Genomic DNA, 21,987 nt, shown 5'->3' with positions numbered 1-21,987 from the left:
ATCCCATCCTTATGTCTAACAGACGATTTTTTCTAAAAAATAGTTTGGCCGCAGCTGTTGTGGCCAGTATTTCGCCAGTTTTTTCTTCATTCGCTGAAGAACACACCGCGCCTGCCAGACTGGGCAAAGCTCCTAAATTGCGTTTTGCCATCGCATCCGATGGACATTATGGTCAGCCTGGAACGGAGTACAAATTGCACCATGAGAATATTGTGAAGTGGTTAAATGAATCGCACGATAAAAACCCACTCAATTTTGTGATCATTAACGGAGATCTTGTACACGATCGTCCGGAACTATTATCAGAAGTAAAAAAGGAATATTACGATAAACTTAAAGTTCCTTTTTATGCCATTCCGGGTAATCACGATCATGCCGATGCAAAGATCTGGAAATCGGTTTTTGGCTATGAGGATAACTTTTCTTTCGAAAAAAATGGAGTAGGTTTTGTTTTGGCCAATACTTCTGATACCAAAGGCACTTATTTATGCCCTAACAACGATTTTTTAAAGCAGGAACTCGATAAGTTTAAAAACCTGAAAACTGTTTTCGTGGTGTTGCATATTCCCCCTCATTTCTGGGTGCCCGAAAGCCCTTTTATAGAATGTCCGGATACGATTAAACTGCTGCACAGTTATGCAAATGTAAAAGCAGTATTCCATGGGCACGACCACAGTCTCGATGCCGTTTTTTATACCGATAAACTGCCGCACTTTTTCGATGCACACATCGGTGGAAACTGGGGTACGGCCTATAAAGGTTACCGCATTGTAGAGGTTGATGAAAATGATAAGATCCAGACTTATCAGGTAAATGCAAGTCAATCGCCACTATTAAATGAAACCAAATTTTAATTGATAGATCATTGCAATGAAAAAGACAATTTTGATGCTCATTTTTGCTGGTACCGTCTTAAGCTGTGCCGCACAGAAAATAAATGAAGCCAAGCCTGAAATCAAAACAGGAACTGATGCCGCTCAGCCCTTTCTGTTTTCGCTGAATACCTTAACAGCAGAAAATCCCCGTTGGAATATTCATTATTCAGGAAGTTATGGCGAAAGAACCAATGGACAGTTCGGTTATGATGGTTTAGGGCAACAGTTTGGTGTTAAGGGCTATTTAGGCAGCAGGTTTACCTTGTATGCAACAGCAGCAATCGGTTTTGCCAATTCGGGAGGTGTAACCTCTGCGCAACAAGCTGAAGTAATTAGAGATTTAGTGGGCGGTAAAGGCATAGCTGGTTTTAGGTTAGGTGCTGGTTTAGGTTTAAGCAGAGATTGGTCGAGCATTGGTTCAGCGATTAGCCGCATTACCGCTTCATTTGATCAGACAAACTGGCGAATGGCCGGTAACCTTCGTTTCGAAAAAGCTTTTGATAAAACAAGGGATAAGCTCGATTTTATAAGCAGTTTTGGTTATCAGCATCGTGTTTCTAACGTTTTATACCTTGGCTTTGAAGCCTTAGGTCAAGATTTAGAAGGCTTTTGGGAAAAGGATGAAGCAGAAGGTGGTGCAAAGGTAATGATCGGGCCATCAATCAATCTGGAACCAAACCATTCGAAACTTTCGTTCTCTCTTTCTGGTGGGCCTGTTTTTTATGCAACCCGTAGTCAGGTAATCCCATCAGAGGCCATCCGCGAAATCGGTTCCGTAGCATCTGGTAACGGTTACACCATCAGGGCGCTGGTTAATTTTAATCTTCATCGCTAGGTGTTGCTAAATCAATTTAAGAAAATGAAAAAGTCATATATATTTATATTATTCGGTTTCCTGCTCATCCAAAAAGGATTTGCACAATGGCCAGGCAAAAACGAAAGTACACAGCAGATTTTACTGCCTAATGGGTGGAAGCTGAGCCCGGCAGGGCATTCGTTACAATTGGGTGATTTGCCTTTAAATATGCAGCTCAGCGCCTCGGGTAAATATCTTGCCATTACCAACAACGGACAAAGTACCCAGTCGCTGCAATTGCTTGATGCCAAAACAGAAAAGATTATCGATGAAAAAGTGCTAAGTAAATCGTGGTACGGCATTGCTTTTAGTAAAGACGAAAAACACCTTTACGCTTCAGGCGGTAACGACAACTGGATTTTAGATTTTAATATCCAGAACAATAAACTTGGCAAAAGCGATACTATTAAACTAGGTCCCATTTGGCCAAAGGGAAAAATCAGTCCGGCGGGGATTGTTGTAAACAAAAACAACAGTAAGTTATATACGGTAACCAAAGAAGACAGCAGTTTATACATTATCAACCCCACAGAAAAGCAGATCCTGAAAAAAATCCAGCTTCCTGCAATTGCTTACAGTTGTGTTTTATCTGCAGATGAAAGTAAATTATACGTTTCGCTCTGGGGTGGAAAATCTGTTGCGGTTATCGATTTAGTTTCAGAAAGCATCTCACAACGCATTCCTGTTGGCGATCACCCAAATGAACTATTGCTTAATAAAAAAGGAAATATTTTATTCGTAGCCAATGCCAACGATAATACCGTTTCGGTAATCAATACTTCGAACAATAAGGTGATCGAAACCATTGCTACGACCCTTTATGCCACACAGTTAACAGGTTCTACCACTAATGGTTTAGCTTTAAGTACCAACGAGAAAACTTTGTACATCGCCAATGCAGATAACAACTGTTTGGCAGTTTTTGATGTGAGCAAACCTGGATTAAGTTTAAGTCAGGGTTTTATCCCGGTAGGCTGGTACCCAACGAGTGTGAAGGTTTTGGGCTCGAAAATTTTGGTTACCAATGGTAAGGGCAATACACCTATGGCCAACCCTCAAGGGCCACAACCTATTTCTAAAGTTGATAATAGTGGCTACCATATGGGAAGTACGGCCAATAGCCGGCTGCAGTATATTGCCGGTTTGTTTAAAGGAACCTTATCTTTTATTGATGCACCAAAACCTGAGCAGTTAAAAGCATATACCAAACAGGTGTATGCCAATACGCCCTTTACTGATAAGCGGACTATCATGGCCGATGGTGAAGCCGGAAATCCTATTCCGCGTAAACAGGGCGAAAAATCGCCCATTAAGCATGTTTTTTATATTATTAAAGAAAACAGGACCTACGATCAGGTGCTTGGCGATATGCCAAAAGGAAACGGCGATTCTACATTAACACTTTTTGGTAGAAAAATTACACCTAACCAGCATGCCTTTGCCGAAAACTATGTGCTGCTTGATAATTTCTATGTTGATGCAGAGGTAAGTGCCGATGGACACAACTGGAGCATGGCCGCTTATGCTACAGATGTAGTCGAGAAAACATGGCCTACCAGTTATGGTGCACGCGGCGGAAGTACCACCTTCGAAGGCGGCAGGCCGGTTACTTACCCAAAAGGTGGTTTTATTTGGGATTACTGCCAAAGGGCAGGGGTAAGCTACCGCAGTTATGGTGAGTTTGGCGATTATGGAAAAGCAAATATTAAATCGCTACAGGGCCATATGTGCACGGCTTCGCCCGGGTTTGATATGGATATTAAAGATCAGGTGCGGGTTGATGCATGGCAGCATGATTTCGATTCGTTATTGGTGGCTGGTGTTGTGCCACAATTTAATACTTTAAGAATATCTAACGACCACACCAGCGGACAAAAGAAAGGTAAATACTCGCCACAGGCAGCAGTTGCCGATAACGATTTAGCTGTGGGCCGTATTTTGGAGCATTTATCGCATAGCTCAATCTGGAAAGAATCGGTTGTTTTTATTTTGGAAGATGATGCACAGAATGGCCCCGATCATGTTGATGCGCACCGTTCGCCAGCATATGTGGTTGGCCCTTATGTTAAGCGGAATACGCCTGTTCATACGATGTATTCTACTTCCGGATTTTTAAGAACAATGGAACTTATTTTAGGTTTGCCGCCAATGAGCCAGTACGATGCTGCAGCTATGCCACTGTATGAATGTTTTACGGCTACGCCTGATTTTACACCTTATAATGTGATTCAGCCGCTTATTGATTTAGATACACGGAATGTGGCGGTGAATGAAAGCAGCAGACGTTCCGAACTGTTCAATTTTGCCAAAGAAGATTCGGCACCAGATTTAGATTTAAACGAAGTGGTATGGAAATCGGTTAAAGGCGAGCAATCGATAATGCCAGCGCCAAAACGGAGTGCTTTTGTGATTTTGGAGAAGAAGAAAAAAGACGATGATGATTAGGGCTCAGTTATGATCTCATTCTAAACAAAAAGGCAATTTCGATTAGAAATTGCCTTTTTGTTTAGCCCCATCATTGTTTTAAGAATTGATTTCTAGAACAATAAAGATGCTTAACTTTCATTATTTTAATTTGGAAAGCAATTGCTGTACTCAATTAACGTTTGTCCCGCTTGTAGTCCTGATTAGCCATGTCGTTAAAGTTCAGTATAAGTGATGTCAGTCTGAGCCTGTCGAAGACCTTTAATAGTCGAAAACAAAAAAACATTTTTCTTCGACAGGCTCAGGATGACAAGGTTTTTTGTTTTCTCCTTAACTTAATAACATTGCCCCATTAGAAGGAAATCGAGAGTTACCACGGCAATCAAGTTTAGATTGGTAATATTTGCTACTATTTAAGGTTGGTTAGCATGATGCTGATCGATGGATCGTATTCCAGCATTGTGCAGCCCCAAATAGTATTGCTTGCCGAGCCACTTAAACCTGATGGCAGCGACAGCCCCGAAGTATGAGGGCTATAGCAAACAGCAGGGCAGCATGAACCGAAATGCTACTGTATCTGATTTTCAGAAAACAAAACTGATTCTCCAGCTTTCTGTCAAATTGCTTTGTGCCTTTTAATAGCGACCTTATTTATAACTTCCAGTCTGGTCTTTCGAAATGGCAGGTATAACCGTAAGGGTTTTTCTGTAAATAATCCTGGTGTTCTTCTTCAGCATTCCAGAAATCGGTTTCAGGTACCACCTCTGTTACAATTTTGCCAGGCCATTTACCAGAAGCATCCAGTTCGGCAATTAATGCATTTGCGGTATTTTTCTGTTCTTCACTATTGTAAAAAATAGCTGAGCGGTATGAGGTGCCCACATCATTTCCCTGTCTGTTGCGTGTGCTCGGATCATGGATCTGGAAGAAGTATTCTAATAATTTGCGGTAGGTTAAAACGGTTGGATCAAAAGTAACTTCAATGGCTTCGGCATGTGTACCATGGTTTCTGTAGGTGGCATTGGGAACATCACCGCCAGTGTATCCTACTACGGTAGAGGTAACCCCTGGGTAATGACGGAGCAGTTCTTCTACTCCCCAAAAGCAGCCGCCTGCAAGAATGGCTTTTTCAGTATTCATATATCTTCCTTTTTTTGATTAATAAAGATACGACGAAGATGTGTAAAGGGAAAGTAAAGAAGGGGGGCGCTATTTAATTGTATGGTATAGTCGGTGAAATGACAAAAGATAGGATAAACCGTTTAGTGTTATCCTGAGGGTTAATTAATTGTTTAAAATCAATATGAGTGACGTACAATTGTTTTCTCTTGGCCTACGGCGCGGTCTTGCCTCGGCTCACCGCCGCCGAAGGGCTCTTTCTTTTTGGCATCAAAAAGACCAGCATAGCTAGCTTGAATGCCGTTTGAAAACATAAAAGCCCATGAAAAAACAAAAAATGCCGGCTGAAAAATTTATTCATTTGTATTATGGTTTTCAGCTGTATTCATGAGGGCTTCGCCGTTTTCTTTCGAAGCGAGTACGTTGGCTTGGGCAGTGCAGCCCGAAAAATTTGTTAGGCCGGATTTATTAGAACGGGATACGGTGCTACGGCCTAGTTGGGCGGAATACACAATCGGCATAAACCATTCATATTTAAATAATTACAAAATAACGTCAATGGCAGCGTAGTTGAAGGATCATTTTACGATATAAACTTATATGATCTTATATTCCTCACATGATTGAACGCATCCAGGGGTCTTCGACTACGTTCAGACTGACAAATTTTGGCAACTGCAAGCTCTTATGTTTTGGAGCGCAAGGTTTCTGCAAACACACTAAATTTCTTCCCGTCTTTCGCTTTTACGCTTTCCCGAAAGTTCGGGATGCCTCGTCGCTGCAGGGTAACGCTTCAACCGGGGCTAATGGCTAACTCAGTTTTTTATTTTTGAGGTTGCAGGGTGCACAACCCGTAGCTTATAAACCCGACAGTAGCGGCAGCCTCCGATTTTTTTCTATCGGAGCTATAGCGAATGGCGGGACTGCAAACCGCCAAGAACTACAAGCCATTCGTTTCCTGATTTTGAATATACAATGTCGGTCGGTGAGACACCAACCGATAGGACGATAAGGGCTTCTGGAAGGCAAGATATCTTGTGAGAAATCGTCATTCTCGCGCAGGCGGGAACCACGCAGTACTCAGCGAAGCTAATCTTAAAGCCAAATGCATTAAGATTCCCAATCAAGTTGGGAATGACGACGTGATTAATGAATATCTTTTGGAGAACTATTGATTGCTCCAGCTAAAATCCATAAAACTTACATTGTTTTTTTTGGAAGAACTTACGGCGATCCCTTGATCGGCCTTATCGGCAAAGGTAAAACCTTCCAGCTCATCCGGTTTATCGGTGTCTATAACTTTGATAACAGATTCCTGACCGCTGGCAAGCGATTTTTCCAGATCAAGAAAGGTCAGTCTCCATTTACGCCCTTCAATTTGGTTTTGGATTAAAACGAGTATACCTTTAGCCGCAATATAATGTAAGTTCTGTACCCATGGCGAGCATGTGAATTTTTTAAAGAGGATTCCTTTTTCACTTGTTTTGCTGGCTTTTGATAAAGCTATTGGGTTATACAATCGTACTTCATTTGCTTTATTGCCATAATCGGCTGTTGTCACAAACCATTTGCCTTTATAATTTACATACTCAGGCCGTGTACCCTGGATACAGGCATCATCTTCAATAGATTTTACAAAATTTCCGTCCAATGTTTTCGTCTTTAAAAAGCCTTCCCAGTTGATGCAGTTAATTATCGCTTTCCAAACGGTGCCTGCTGCATTTTGCTTTACTGAGTTGCCCACAAAAGTTGGTAAGCCTTTGTGATAGGCAATGCCAGTGGGATGTTTGATGATATTTTCGCCTTTAACGGTGAACTTGTATTCCTTATGCTGATCAATCAACGAGTCTTTCTGGAGCTGATATTCGCGCATGATGCCCACTTCTCTATCTCCGTAGAGGAAATACCTTCCGTTTTGATAAGAAATACCCTGACAGGCACCCAACGAATCAATTGTAATCGTTTTTGTAATCTTTCCATCGGTTTTATTGTACCGGGCTACAAAAAACATCATGATCAGTACTAAAATAGGATTTAATGTTTTCATAAACTAAGGATCTAAAGGTTCATCAAAATCAATTTGTAAGGAAGCTGTATTAAAGTAGAATTCGGATTCGGTATCACTTAAACGTTTTCCGTTTTTATAAGGATAGTAGCCGAGTTCTTTTTTGCAACGCTCGGGGAGTAGATTGGTGATGTTATAGCTCTGCGATTTTACGGTGCAGGCTAAACCGGGTTTATCTACCGGCATCCCGTACCTGAACATTAGCCTTGCACAGTTACGCATGTTAGTGGTGGTATGGCGGGCATGTGGCTCCATAATAAGGGCACTTTCGGGTATCTGAAGCACTTCCATCAGGAATTTCTTCATTTCGTAGGCTTCGCTGAATTTGGTTTTATAAGGGTGAACGCGGCCACCCGATACTACAATAAAAGGGGCTACACCTTTTTTATACTGTATAGCTGCTAAGCGGCAGCGGATCATTCCGCCAGCACTTAGCGCAACGTCTTTTTCTTCCGGACCTGCTCCCGGAACCAGGATTACGCTGTAAGGATATTTTTTCCAATCTATTTTTTTGATCTGGTTAATGGCGGCAAGGTTTACGCCTTTAGCCATCGGCTCGTAATCGGCGGCCTCATTGCGTTCGTTCAGTTCTAAAGCTTCCAATGCAAATAACATGGCAGGTTCGAAAAAGAGCTTATTATTGCCCTGCAAGGCTAATAATGCACTGGCCGATGTGAGTTCTGCAAACGTTTTGTCAGTTAGACTAAAACTGATCGAATCTATTTTCGGGTAATTGGGCTTGTTTCCTTCTACGTAAACGCCAATTGCATAATTAATGGCATTGGCATCTTGTTCCCATGCTTTTATTAAAAGGGTTTTGTGTGGTTCTTTGGCAAACATGGCATAACAACCTGAGGGGATAAGATGATTTTTTACCAAATTTCCCAATGCATTGTTTTCTGTATAAAGCAGCGCCAAACGGTTGCCGATATGGGCTATTTCTTCATTGTTGAATTTTAAGGCTTTTGCGTAACAGCTAATATCTGTTTTGCAGGTTTTTACCGCTTCATTTACCTGTGTGGTTTTCGATTTATAGATGTTGCTGAACGCCGTATCTGTACTCAGCATTTTGCGCAGCTCGGGCAATTGCTGAAAAAGGGAAAGCAGGTAATAATTTTTGTATTGTACTTCGTTCCTGGTCTTAATTAACTGATAAGACTGGCTGGTTAAATCTTGTGCAGATAAGCCTTGCCAAAAAAGGCAGAACACAAAGAAGGTATAAAGGGGTTTCATCAAAGTTTTGGAAGCAAATTTAAAGATTGGCCATTAAAGAAACATTAACAAGATGTTATTCTTTGATGGTTGTTAAAACGATTTATTATATATGTATTGGTGTTAATATTAATTTAAAGTGCCAGTTCAAATTGGTGTATAGAGTTAACATAATAGATACATCGTGTTAAAAGTAGACCACTACTTTTGCCGCTGTAGAACGCTCCAAAAATTACTTGTTAACCTTAAAGGATAAGCCTATGTAAATGTGAAAATCTACGCTTCTACTTAAAACGAACCCCCAATTATATTTCAAAACCATTACTAAGAACAAAAAGATGACATCATTTTTTTTAACCGCAAGTATAAAAAGTGCTTGCCGGAAATTGCTTTTGCCTTTAGGCCTATTGGCCATCTGTAATTCCAGTGCAACAGCGATTAATCATGAAGTAACTGCGTCGGGCTTACAACATAAAGTATTTGCCACGGTAAGCGGAACAGTTACCGATCAAAATAACCAACCCTTACCGGGTGTAAGTGTTTTCGAAAAGAAAACAAAAAAAACAACCGTTACCGATCCCAATGGTAAATACTCCATTAATGTAGAAGAAKGTGCAATTTTAGTATTCTCTTATATCGGTTACGATAATCAGGAAGTTACGGTTAACGGCCGCCAGAATATTAATGTTACTTTAAAAGAAAGCAGCAATACCCTAAATGAGGTTGTGGCCATTGGTTACCAGAAAATCAGAAAATCGGATGTAACAGGTGCCATCAGCAGTGTTAAAGCCAGCGAAATGAATTTAACTTCTCCTACTGTTGGCCAGGCATTGGTTGGTAAGGTTGCCGGTGTGCAGGTATCGCAAACCAGCGGTGCGCCATATTCGGGTACTAAAATCAGGGTGAGGGGCATCGGTTCGATTAACGCCAGTTCCGATCCCTTATATGTAATTGATGGTTATCCGGCAGGAAACAACGTATCCATCAATCCAGAGGATATCGAAACCATCGACATTTTGAAGGATGCGGCTTCTGCTGCCATTTATGGCTCAAGGGCATCGGGTGGGGTAGTGTTAATCACCACCAAAAGAGGTGCAGATGGAAAAGGGAAGTTTGAGTACGATGTTCAGGGCGGTATTTCCCAGTTGGCCAAAAAAGTAAAATTATTGGATGCCAACCAGTTTATCCAACTTTTAATCGACGGACGCAACAATGCCTATAAAGATTTGTGGGTAAACTCGGGCAAAACCTGGAACGATGCGATGTTCGGTGATAATAATACTACCCGTATTGCCAATGTAGGCAATGGAAGTAGTGTAAGCATTCCTGCCGATCTTTATAATTTCAGCACACAACAGGCTATCCCTGCAGCTTATAATACCGACTGGCAGGATGAACTCTATCGCAATGCAGCTTTCCAACGCCATAACCTTTCATTTTCTGGCGGTACTAAAGATGTAAAATACTTTTTAAGCGGTGGCTACCAGAACAACGATGGTATTGTTACCAACACCAACCAAAAAGTAACCAACTTCAGGGGGAATATTGATGGTAAGGTGAGTGAGCGTTTACGTGTAGGCGCAAATATTTCGTATACGCAGAACGATAACCGCGAGGTGAGGGAAGGCCGTTACGATTTAAGCCCGATGATGTCGGCTTTAATTTACCTGCCTTATCTGCCTGCGAGGGATGCCAATGGAAACCCGATCCAGTTTGGCATGGGGGCTTTAGCTTCTCAGTATGGGATACAGAATCCTGAGAATCCTTTAGCTACAGTTGAACAGGTAAAAATTACCAGAAAAGGGGCTAGAAGTACCTATAATGCTAACGCCACTTATAACATATTGGATGGACTGGATTTTAAAGCCAATTTGGGTACACAGACTTACAATGAAAAATATGATTTTTATTTGCCAACCAGCTTAAGTAATGGTAACAACCCACCTTATTCTACAGCTGCAATAACGGCGGCGAATGCAATTGCGCAAACCCTTAGCCAGGTTGATCAGCTTGGCGAATTTACCCTAAACTACAATAAAACCTTTGGCAAACATAAAATTGATGTGCTTGGAGGATATTCTGCGCAAAAAACAACCAGCGATCTGATCCGTATTTCTGCCAGTGGTTTCCAGAACGATAAAATAGGCGAAATTACGGATAAAGGTGCTGATGCAGGATTTTTGACTTTAATAACCGATGGAGCAAACAAAACGGCTAAAGCTACCAATACCTTACTTTCTTATTTCGGCCGTTTCAGCTATAACTATGCTGGTAAATACTTTTTAACCGGTTCATTCCGCCGTGATGGGTCATCAAGGTTTGGTCCGCTGAATAAATATGGCAATTTTCCTTCGGTAGCCGCAGGATGGAACCTTTCGGAAGAAGATTTCTATAACAGTTTTCTTGGCGAACAATCAACTGTTAAGTTAAGGGCAAGTTGGGGATTGAGCGGCAACAACAACATTCCGAATTACAGAACCGCACAGGAAATGAGTGCGCCGGGCGGTGTGGTTTTTGGAAATGCGATTTCGACGGCGATCTGGCCAAATGCCATCCAGGACCCGAAGCTGGGATGGGAATCTACTTCCCAGTATAATTTTGGTACCGATATCAGCCTGTTCAAAAACCGCTTAAATATCATTGCCAATTATTACCTGAGTTATTCGTATAATTTGTTGTTCAACCAACCAATTTCTGCTGTATCAGGAACTTCTTCTATCCTGACCAATCTGACCGACAGTAAAATCAGCAACAAAGGTTTTGATATCCAACTGGATGGAAGAATTATCCAAAAACAGGATTTTACCTTGGGCCTCAGCGGAAACATTGCCGTTAACCGCAACAAAGTATTAAATATGGGTGGTGCGAGTACCATTTTAACCAATGGTGCAGAACGTTCGTATTTAACACACATTACACAAGAAGGTCAGCCTGTAGGGATGTTCTACGGATTTAAGGCTTTGGGTAGAATTACTGCCGATAATTTAGGTAAGGTTGCCCCATCGGCATCTGCTACGAACCCGGCTAAAATCGGTGATTTATATTTTCAGGATACGGATGGTAACGGCATTGTAAATGACGCGGATAAAACGGTAATCGGTACCCCGTACCCTAAATTCACCTATGGTTTTGCTTTAAACACCTCTTACAAAACGTTCGATTTAAGGGCATCTTTCAATGGATCGTACGGGAACCAGGTTTTAGATGGGCAGGATTACTACCTGTATAACTTTGAAGGTTCGGGAAATCAATATGCAGAGGTTGCCGACCGTTACAGAAACGAAGCTAACCCTGGCAGTGGTTTAAATTATCGCGCATCTCGGGCAGGTACACAAAGTAACAGTACCCGTTTATCGTCTTTCTATATTCAGGATGGATCTTACTTTAGATGTACCAACATTACTTTAGGTTATACCTTCCCTAAAATGCTCGCCAATGCGATAAAAGTGAGCAACATCCGCATTTATGCCAGTGTTGATAATGCTTTTACGATTACCGATTACAAGGGTTATAACCCAGAGGTAGATTATAGTGGAGGTTCTAATTTAACTCCAGGTGTAGATTATGGTAACTATCCATTGGCAAGAGCCTATAACCTGGGTATTAAACTTACTTTTTAGCATTAAGAAAATGAAGAACAATATTTATACAATTCTGGCCCTCGGAGCAGTTTTAACCCTAAGTGCCTGTAAAAAAGATTTTTTAGCACAAAACAACCCAAACGCGGTTACTGTTGAAGACTATTTTAAAACAGAAAACGATGTGCTATTGGCAGTAAATGGCGCTTACCAGTCGTTAAGGAGTAGTAATACCCTGGGTGAGAACAGTGGACTGTTTACCGATGAACGCTCGGACGATGCGGGAAGAAATGACAACCAGAGTAATGCTGGTGAGCCCTTCCAGTTTAACGATTTCTCTTTATTACCCAGTAACTCTTATTTAAAAGCACACTGGCTGGCGCTTTTCAACGCGATTACCCGGAGCAATGTAATTTTATCGAACATTGATAAGGTAACTTTTGTAACACCTGCAAACAAGATTAATTACATTGCCGAAGCCAAATTTATAAGGGCCATTATGTATTTTGAACTGGTAAGGAAATGGGGTCCTGTTCCCTTAGTTACTAAACAATTGAACAATACTGATGAGGTTACCGCAGCAACCTTCCGTGTACCTGAGGCTGATGTGTACAACCAGATTGTTGCCGATTTAAAAGACGGTTTAAACAGTACGCTGCCGAATTTTCAGAACTCGGCAAACATCGGGAGGACTTCGAAAGCTGCAATTAATGCTTATTTGGGCAAGGTTTACTTAACGATGGCGGCAACGTTACCGGCAAATAAAGCCGAAAACCTAACTAATGCCAATACTTATCTATTGGCAGCTTACAACATGAAAACTTTTGGAAATTTATCTGAAATCCCTTATGTTGATGTTTTTGATGTAGCGAAGAAAATGAGTTGTAAAGAGTTGATTTTCCAGATATCCTATAAACAAGGTGATGTGAATTACAGTTCGAGTATTGCTGCAAACAACCAGGCAAAAGGCGAATTGATTAATTCTTTAAAAGTATCAACCGGTATTGGTGGTAATGTGAAGCTAGACCTGATCAATGAGTATGAACCAAGCGATTTAAGGAAAGATTTCTCGGTAAAATACGCTAACGATGCCACGGTAAAGGATTGGTTTATTACCAAATTCCGCGATGCGAGTGAATTGGCCACTAAAAACGGTTATGGAGGCAACGACTGGATTTTGATGCGCTATGCTGATGTAATTTTAATGCTTGCGGAGGTAAATATGTTGCAGGGCAACGATGCGGTGGCCATTCAATATCTGGATATGGTTAGGGCAAGGGCTGGAATGCCATTATACGCTGTAGCCAAAACAGATGCCACCTATGCGGCTAAATTCCCGACTTTAAAATTGGCTATTTTGCACGAGCGTAGGGTAGAGTTTGCTTTCGAACACCAAAGATGGTTCGATTTAATCAGGAATTTTACTGCTGCGGAATTGGTTACTTACTTAAAAGTGAAACCACAGTCGTCGTATGGAATTGCTAAACTGGCTAACGTAACTACAAAAGACAGGTATTTTCCTATTCCTTTTGATGAAGTGAAATTAGATCCGGTTAAAATGTATCAGAATCCGGGTTACTAAACGGATTGGTAATATTTAAGCAAAGCGGGCTGATCATTGATCGGACCGCTTTTTTAGTTTTCATTGACAGATTCCAATCTAAGGATCGTCATCTCGACTGAAGTGCAACGGAAGGGAGAGATCTTTGAAACAAATATTGAAATTAAAAGATTTCTCCGCTACGGTCGAAATGACGATACTTCGAGACTATTATCTCCTTAAATCTAATCTCACTAATATTAATTTTTATATATCGAGATACCTTGTAATATATTTAATCATGTCCTTCGACGAGCTCAGGATGACAACCTGTAATACTGACTCCTATATAGCTTATTACAATCTGCGAAAATCTGCTGATCTGCGGGAGCTTTTTTTATTTATTCCTGCTGATTAAAGGTGATCACGCAGATTCTAAAGAAAGTCGTCATTCCCGCGCATGCGGGAATCTTAATGCAACATAAAAACCCTACTAAGGCATTACGATTCCTGCCGGAACCCTTTTTAAACTCCCGCTGATTTAAGATGAAAAATGCAGAATCCAGTTTGCGAATCTCATTCATATTTGTAATTCACTCCGAATTTGTCACGTTGAGCCCGTCGAAACGCCTTGTAAGATATTTAATCAGGTCCTTCTACAAGCTCAGGATGACATTTTTTAATACAAACTTGAACTGAAAACTACTTTGCCTAAATAATATTCCGTGTAATTTTTCCTTTGATAATGTAAAGTGCCTGGATGTTTTTCTTGCGGATTACGGTATCGCCTTTAAAATTTGGATTTGAAGAACGGAGGATTAGTTTGGTATTATCGGCGTGCTGAAAAATTAGTTTTATGGTGCGTAAACTGTTGCTATCTGCATCCGTCATCACCACATAAGCTTCGCCCCACTGTAAAATTTCGTAATTGGTAATTTCTTTTATGGCAATAATTTCGCCTGCGGCATATTTGGGGTACATGCTATCGCCATAAACGGGTAAATAAGCCGTACAATCGTTAAAAGGAAGGTAATTTACCAGGTATTCTGCCCGTTGTTCTTCTACCAGGAGATCTTTAGCATCTGATAAGCTCATATCGAAATAAGGAACACCCTCTTTACTTTCGCTAACGCCTGGCTTCTTTTTAAAAAACGGTTCGCCGGTTCCGTTTTCAAGCCATGTTAAATTTACGTCGAATTTAAGTTCGAGTTTATCTTTAATGGCGTTAGATACATTAACCCTTTCTCGTAAAATATCCGATAAAGAGCCCTGTTTGATATTCAATGCGGTAGCAAAATCTTTTTGAGTTTTAAAATACAATAAATCCATTAATGACTTTAAGCGCTGATTCTCATTCATAGTAGTATGTTAATAAGTTTTATGTACAAAATATAGTTAAACTTATTTTTTTTTGCTAAATTCGTTAGCTAAGATAATAATTTAAAACTATACGCTATGGAAGGGAACTCAAATTTTAAAAAAGAAACTATGGCTTTTATTGATGCCATTGAAAACTTTTTTTTATCAGATGGTGTAGGCCATCATTTAAATTTTTTAAAAAACTGGGTAAACCCATCTCAAAACGAATTCGATTATTCGCCGCAAAAGCACCCTGCAAAGCTATTGGGTTTTTATGAAAAACTTGTGCCGCTGTTTGATTATTCGGATTTAATTTTTAACCGGATTGAAGCTGATTCTGCTTTTGTAAAAGCGATTGAGCTTGATGAATGTAATTTGGAACGCGAATCGGTTGTGCTTGATTATTGCCCGAAGTTGTTAAGCAAGGGCGAAATGAAAAATCCGAAGTTTACTTTTTTAGATATTTTTATCTTCTTTGAATCAGATAGCTATAAGATGGTTTACAGGGAATGGTTACTGGCCGGATTGGAAAATAAGCTCGATCTGGATTGGGATCAGTATGTTGCGGCGTTTTACGAGAATACCATGAAAATGCTGGAGGCCTGTTGGCTCATCCACGAAAGGCTCATCACTAAAAATAGTTTTAAAAGTATCGATCGCTATTACCATATGGCCATGTTCGAAAGCACATCGCCTTTGGCTTTCGATCAGGAATTATTTGATGATCCATTTAAGGCAATTGAATTTTTCTTTAGTTTGGATAACCTTGCAGGGCATAAAACATACCTGAAAAAATGGTATAAAATAGCCTTATCAGAAGCGCACCGTTTAAGTGATGTTGCCGATTATTTTTTCCTCTATAACCAGTTTACGAAATTGCTTAACGCAGGTTATTTAATTGCCAACAAAAAACTGATTTACCAGGAAGCCTTGCCTGAAGGCTTAATTACTGAAGATCGTTTTATTACAAACGAAGTGTATAACAAAGGCCTCTGTGAAGTAAATACATTACCAGCCGAACACATCGAAAATCCTTATCGCTTTGTAGCGTCTTTTTTCGTTCCTGAAAAAATTAAACAATTGCGCTTAGGCCTTTTAGAGTGGTTGTATGCCGCATTTAGTGCCGGAGGCAGCATTAAACTGATGGATAAAGAATTTTTATTTGAGCAGTATGAAGCCATGCTGATGATCATGGAAGCTTTCTTTCTGATGATCGGTAATCCTTCACTAAGTGATGATATTAAAGATGAAAGGCGGTATTATGCGGAATAAATTCTTAAACCTTAGCCATAGTGCCATAAAAGAAGAAACCGTAATGTGTTTATTGAAGCGCATTACCGCTGCGGTGCCCATTCAATATATTTATCTCCACAATAATTTTTTTACAGGTAAGGCGGTGCGAGAAATGCTGATTATGGTTCAGTTCAAACATGTACGTGTTTTAAACGAATTAACGCCGGTATTAAATATTGTATTCAATGGGCAAACGGAATTCAGTTATCGGGTTTTTCATGTGCACGAAGTTGAGCGGGCCTTGCTAGCGGGCAGTTTGTTTTTTTACTATGCCACTGCAGCTCAAAATCGTTTATTTAGTAAATCTGGAAGTTTTCTTGAATGTGGGGCACCTGAGTTCATCGCAGATCGGGTTAGCAGCGCCTATCAACAGGAAACTAAAAAGGCCAACAAATTTTTATCTGGAGCCAATTTCTATTTTAAACGGCGAAATTTCGAGCATTGTGCTTTTATGCTGCACCAGGTTTTCGATTTAATGTATCGGGCCATTGAAATTCTGGTAATGGGAAAGGATAAAAAAACGCACCGCATTAGTGCCCATCAATTGTATGTCAAACCCTATGTTAAACCGCTTTCTGAGCTGTTTAATGATGAAGAGGAACTTTGCTTGTTGCATTTACTCGATGAAGCCTACCTGGCCGTTCGCTACGAAAACGATTATACGATCAGTGAGCCGGATGTGATGCGACTGTTTGAAAAAATAGGTTTATTGTACTGTGTTGCAGAACAGGTTTATCAGGGCATTATGAACAACCATTTCGATCAGCAGGTTGCCAGAATGTATTTAAACCCTAAGTTGGTCTCTCCATAATGGGCCATCTGTAGATCTGTCATTGGGAGCGAAAGAATATAAAATCAACATAAATGAATTTTTAGCTTTTAGGATTTAGAAATGAATGTCTATATTTCATAGGATGTAATAGTCTGTTATTCATTTCAGCGGATGAAGAGTTGGTTAACATTAAGATATATCTCTTTAAGGGCGTTTGGCTTTTTTGCTTAAGGCGATCGTCATGCTGAATTTATTTCAGCATCTTATCGGGTTATTAAAAAAGCTTGATTCTGGAAAACTAATGTTTAAAGAAAAATATTGATGTTTTTGTCCGCTCTATGCCGCGGGGGCATGGTACTTTGGAGCGCCAAAGTACCCAAAGCGCTTTGTCAATCCAGCAATGGGCCTTTTTGCACAATCCTACACACATCAAAAAAACAGCGGCACTTCGTTTTGTGTTCAATTCCTATAAAATTTTGAATTAACGCTTAATGAACACAAAACCACTGCGTTTCAGGTTTGATAGTGCCGTTTGGGCTATTCTGCTACTGTTTTTTTGATTATTCCGGCCCTTGGGATTGACGGCGTTCTTCGGAAAAACCAGTATTTTATTAAAGTAGGCTAGCAAAATGCCTAAAAACAAAGATCGATAAATACCATCAACAATAGCCTGCCAAAGGCATTGTTCAAATGCTTCGCAAAGCGTTTGCAAACTAATCATTGCTCATAAACTCACTCGGGGTTTTGCCGAAGTGCTTTTTAAACTCCGAACTAAAATATTTCCGATCATTAAAACCTACTGCATAAGCAATTTCGGCAATATTTCCGGTACCTTGCTTGAGTAATTGGGCTGCTCTTTTTATCCGCAGCGATTTAATAAAATCGTTTACTGAAAGGTCGGTAAGTGACCTTATTTTTTTGTACAGTACAGGTTGGCTCATGCCAATTTCTGAAGATAGGGTGGGTACATCAAAATCGGGATCAGCAATCCGGTCTTCGATAATCTGGATAATTTTATTCAAAAAGTTTTGCTCTGTGGTGTTAATCACCATGTTTTTAGGCTCGAGCGTAATTACCTGTGCAAACTTTTGTTTAATGGTTTCCCTGGCGTTTAACAGGTTCTGGATGTTCAGCTCCAATATTTTTAGGTTAAATGGCTTCATGATATAAGCATCGGCACCGTTTTCGAAACCGTTTACCTGGTGAACATAAGCCGATCTTGCCGTTAATAAAACAACAGGTATGTGGCTGGTTCGTTCATCGGTTTTAAGTTTCCGGCATAATTCTAAGCCATCCATTATGGGCATCATTACATCACTGATAATCAAATCAGGAATCAGTTCTAATGCACAGTCTAGCCCGGTAGCTCCATTTTCGCGCTCGTAAATCAGGTATGAGGGGCTTAAAGCCTGTTTAATAAAGGTTCTTACATCTTCATTATCTTCTACGAGTAAGATGCTGCGTTTCTCTTTTTCTATTGTTGGTGCTGCTTCGGCAAGTTCTTCTATTAATGATTCTGTTTCTTGCAAAGTGGGGATATTATAATTTGCCGCATCATCATAATAAACATAATCAGCTATAAAATCGGATGGATTAAAATGTGCTTTCCCTATTTTTAAACTTACTGTGAAAGCGGTATTGCCAAAGGCCTTGTCGTTTTTAGGTATGCTTTCGAAGCTGATCTGTCCATGATGCAGTTCTACAATACTTTTAGAGAATGATAAGCCCAAACCCGTACCAATAGTTGTAGTGGCATTGGCCTGATAAAAATTGGTGAATAAATTGGCCTGGTTTTCTAATGGAATGCCCTTACCGTTGTCGCAGATCTTAATATTAACCATTTGTTTTTCAACCTCTATTTTTAAGCTGATTTTTCCGTTTACGGGTGTAAACTTAAAGGCATTTGAGAGTAGATTAAACATCACTTTTTCCATCTGGACCTTATCAAAATAAAGCTCAATTTCTGTTTGTGCGGTTTCAAACTGGTAATCGATATTTTTAGCAATGGCCATGTTCTGAAAAGCCAGAAATATTTCCCTACAGAATTTTACCACATCGCCAGGACTTATATGTAGTGCCATTTTTCCGCTTTCTGCCTTTCTAAAATCGAGCAGTTCGGTAACCAGGTTCATTAAACGGTCGGCATTATTTTTTATAGGTTGCAGATCCCGGTTCAGGGCAGGGTTATCTTTTGCGTTTTCGATCAATTTATCTAACGGACCAACAATGAGGGTTAAAGGTGTGCGGATCTCGTGAGAAATATTGGTGAAAAACTCGAGCTTGTGCTCATTAATCTCTTTTTCTTTTTTAAGTACAGCTTTTATTAACAAATAGCGTATAAATACAATAGAAATGGCTGCAAAGGCACAAAAATAAAACAGATAGGCCCACCAGGTTCTGTAAAATGGTGGCAAAATCTTAATAGCTAATGTGCTGGTTTTGTTGGTCCAAAGGCCATCGTTATTACTTCCCTTTACCATAAGGGTGTAGTTTCCGGGCGATAGGTTAGTATAGCTTGCCGATGGGATATCTACATAGTTCCAGTTTTTTTCAAAACCTCCCAGCTTATAGGCATAACGGTTTTTATCAGATTTTATAAAGTTAAGCAAGGTAAAATCAATCGAAAATACATTCTGGTCAGACTCGAAGGTAATTGATTTAATGGTGCTGATGTTTTGTTTAAGTAAACCATCATCGGCATTCAGTGCTATTGGTTTATTAAATAGTTTTAATCCTGTAAAAATAACTGGAGGGGTGTTTTTGTTCTCTTTTATTTCGTTGGGGAAAAAGCTCACCATTCCACTTAATCCACCGAAGAAAAAGGCACCATTACTGTCTTTTAAAAACGATTTGTAATTAAATTCGTTGCCTGGCAGTCCATCTTTAATGTTGTAGGTTTTAAAAGTTTTCTGCCTGGGGTTGTATTTGCATAAACCTTTGTTTGTAGTTATCCATAGGTTGTAAAAATCATCTTCCAGTATGCCCATGATGTTATTGCTGGTTAAACCATCTAAAGTGGTTATTCTGGTATAGCTGTGGCGGTCGGGATTGAGCTTAAATAAGCCATTACGCGAGGTACCCACGAGCAAATGCCCTTCTTTATCGGCAGTTAAACAAGTGATTTCGTTATACGTTAAAATTCCCGGATCGGCAGCAACACGGCTTACAAATTGTTGGCTACCTTTTTTCAGCTCGTAAAGCCCCGAGTTAGTAGCTACCCACAGGTTTCGTTTGGCATCTTCAAAGATGTACATTACTGCGTCGGTTGAGCCGTTTACCCGGTTGCGGATAAATTTACCGGTGGTGCTATTAAATCTATTTAAGCCGCCGTTGGTGCCTACCCAAAAGCGTCCATAACTATCTTCAAAAACGGCTGTAATTTCATCATTACTAATAGATAAGGTATCGTTTTTTCGACTGGTGTATCTGACAAAATTTTTGGTTTCTGGCTGAAAAAGATTTAATCCACCATAATGGGTTCCAATCCAAACTCTGTTTTTTCTATCCCGTATAATCGATTTTACCAGGTTTGCACTTAAGCTTTTAGGATCGTTGGGGTTATTTTTATATCGGGTAAAAGTATTGTTTTTCCTGTCGTAATAATTTAGCCCTTCTCCTTCAGTACCGATCCAAAGGTTTTGGTGCTGATCTTCCATGATCGAGCTGACCACGTTACTACTTAAGCCATTTGCTGCGGTAGTGCTTCGATAAACCTTAAAAGGCGTATAATTGGGGTAAACCATGTTGATGGCGCCGTAATAAGTACCCACCCAAATGATACCTTGTCGATCCTGATAAATATCGTAAACAGAGTTTTGACTTAGGCTAGCGGGATCTTCGGGAATATTATGTAAGGAACTGAAATTTTTGGTAGCAGGATTATAAATGTTAATTCCATGCAGTGTTCCAATCCATAATTTGCCTTCTTGATCCAAGATAATTTTGCGGACATTATTACTGCTAATGCCCTCTTTGTTAAGACTGGAATATCGGTAAGTGGTAATGGCTTCTGTACTGAGGTTTAACTTGCTTACCCCAGTTTGTTTGGTGCCAATCCATAAATTATTTTCACGGTCTTCAACCATCGAAGTAATGTGGTTGTCGATAGCCTTGTTAAGTTCTTCGCTAAAGTCTTTAAAATACTTAAAGTGTATTTTTCCTTCTTTAAAGCGCATGTTCATTAAACCATACGTTGTACTTAGCCACAATGTTCCATTATGGTCTTCCGTTATGGCATAAATTTGTTGGCGTTGCTTTTGCCCATATAGAAAGCGTTTAAATTTATAGTTTCCATTAGTGTTGAGCAGGTTTAAGCCGTTTTCAGTACCGATCCACACACGGCCCTTTTTATCCTGATAAATGCAACTTATTTTGGAGTTGCTAATGCTGTTCGGATCTTTGCTATTGCGCGCATATCGATCGAAGTTATCAGCATCTTCATTATATTTATTTAGCCCCTCCTGGGTACCAATTAATAATGTTCCATCCTTTAAGGCTAAAAGAGAAGAAAGATAAGCTGCACTGCTCAGGCTTTTCTCATTGTTATTGTCGTGATTATATACTTTAAAAGATTGAGAGTCGTATTTGTTTAACCCGAACCGGGTGCCAAACCACATGAAACCTCTGCCATCTTGGGCGATAGACAATACCGAACTTTGTGTGAGACCGTTTTCTACATTGAGGTGTTTAAAAGCATATTTGTTTTGGGCGTTACTTACAATAATAAAAAATACTAAATTAATTGTTAGCAGGTATTTCATGTTGGCACAAAGTGAGGGATGGTTAGCTTTTACCTGATTAAAAGTACAAAATGTTTCTATTATAAAAATCAAATACGTTTGGTGAGGCAATTTTAATACTTTATCCGCTCATTTGCCCTATTTAATGCTTTTTT

Annotated in this window: 12 protein-coding genes; 7 read left to right on the top strand and 5 right to left on the bottom strand. The window is 40.0% G+C overall.

The window, feature by feature from the left end; translation table 11 throughout:
• Positions 1–11: 11 nt before the first annotated feature.
• Genes AC1DNH_RS09495 through AC1DNH_RS09485 form a run of 3 tightly spaced genes read left to right on the top strand, consistent with a single transcriptional unit; the run spans position 12 to position 4,176 of the window.
• The gene (locus AC1DNH_RS09495; RefSeq protein WP_477584502.1) at positions 12–854 is read left to right on the top strand and encodes a metallophosphoesterase family protein; all 843 of its coding nucleotides are present in this window, start codon (positions 12–14) and stop codon (positions 852–854) included.
• 16 nt (positions 855–870) lie between these two features.
• Entirely contained in the window at positions 871–1,710 is an 840-nt protein-coding gene (locus AC1DNH_RS09490) for a hypothetical protein (RefSeq protein WP_477584503.1), read from the top strand.
• Positions 1,711–1,734: 24 nt separating this feature from the next.
• Complete coding sequence (locus AC1DNH_RS09485; protein ID WP_477610307.1) at positions 1,735–4,176, top strand: bifunctional YncE family protein/alkaline phosphatase family protein; 2,442 nt, start codon at positions 1,735–1,737, stop codon at positions 4,174–4,176.
• A gap of 630 nt (positions 4,177–4,806) precedes the next feature.
• Here the strand turns inward: AC1DNH_RS09485 and msrA are convergent.
• The 3 genes from msrA to AC1DNH_RS09470 form a co-directional block, all read right to left on the bottom strand.
• Positions 4,807–5,295, bottom strand: coding sequence for a peptide-methionine (S)-S-oxide reductase MsrA (msrA, locus tag AC1DNH_RS09480; protein WP_057933770.1), 489 nt, complete (start codon positions 5,293–5,295; stop codon positions 4,807–4,809).
• A gap of 1,147 nt (positions 5,296–6,442) precedes the next feature.
• Positions 6,443–7,321 (bottom strand): hypothetical protein, encoded by an 879-nt coding sequence (locus AC1DNH_RS09475; RefSeq protein ID WP_477580639.1) that lies wholly within the window; start codon positions 7,319–7,321, stop codon positions 6,443–6,445.
• 3 nt (positions 7,322–7,324) lie between these two features.
• Positions 7,325–8,572, bottom strand: a complete 1,248-nt coding sequence (locus AC1DNH_RS09470; RefSeq protein ID WP_477580637.1) for a YdcF family protein — start codon at positions 8,570–8,572, stop codon at positions 7,325–7,327.
• 317 nt (positions 8,573–8,889) lie between these two features.
• On the opposite strand from AC1DNH_RS09470, the gene AC1DNH_RS09465 reads away from it, so the two are divergent.
• Both AC1DNH_RS09465 and AC1DNH_RS09460 read left to right on the top strand, forming a co-directional pair.
• Positions 8,890–12,171, top strand: a complete 3,282-nt coding sequence (locus AC1DNH_RS09465; RefSeq protein WP_477625341.1) for a SusC/RagA family TonB-linked outer membrane protein — start codon at positions 8,890–8,892, stop codon at positions 12,169–12,171.
• A gap of 10 nt (positions 12,172–12,181) precedes the next feature.
• A complete protein-coding gene (locus tag AC1DNH_RS09460; RefSeq protein WP_477611175.1) occupies positions 12,182–13,711 on the top strand; it encodes a RagB/SusD family nutrient uptake outer membrane protein in 1,530 nt (509 codons plus the stop codon).
• Between the two features lie 669 nt (positions 13,712–14,380).
• On the opposite strand, the gene AC1DNH_RS09455 is transcribed toward AC1DNH_RS09460, so the two are convergent.
• Positions 14,381–15,028, bottom strand: coding sequence for a LexA family transcriptional regulator (locus AC1DNH_RS09455; protein WP_477580631.1), 648 nt, complete (start codon positions 15,026–15,028; stop codon positions 14,381–14,383).
• A 96-nt stretch (positions 15,029–15,124) separates the two neighbouring features.
• Here AC1DNH_RS09455 and AC1DNH_RS09450 point away from each other — a divergent pair, with 96 nt between their 5' ends.
• A complete protein-coding gene (locus AC1DNH_RS09450) occupies positions 15,125–16,300 on the top strand; it encodes a hypothetical protein (protein WP_477609880.1) in 1,176 nt (391 codons plus the stop codon).
• Positions 16,275–17,132, top strand: coding sequence for a HEPN domain-containing protein (locus AC1DNH_RS09445; protein WP_477581976.1), 858 nt, complete (start codon positions 16,275–16,277; stop codon positions 17,130–17,132). Before AC1DNH_RS09450 ends, AC1DNH_RS09445 begins: the two co-directional genes overlap by 26 nt.
• A 674-nt stretch (positions 17,133–17,806) precedes the next feature.
• Here the strand turns inward: AC1DNH_RS09445 and AC1DNH_RS09440 are convergent.
• Positions 17,807–21,853 (bottom strand): hybrid sensor histidine kinase/response regulator transcription factor, encoded by a 4,047-nt coding sequence (locus tag AC1DNH_RS09440; RefSeq protein ID WP_477625340.1) that lies wholly within the window; start codon positions 21,851–21,853, stop codon positions 17,807–17,809.
• Between the last annotated feature and the right edge of the window lie 134 nt (positions 21,854–21,987).

This window comes from Pedobacter sp. 01N310, from assembly GCF_056399805.1.
Note: the sequence above shows the minus strand (reverse complement) of the source record. Positions and strands in the feature narration are given on the sequence as shown.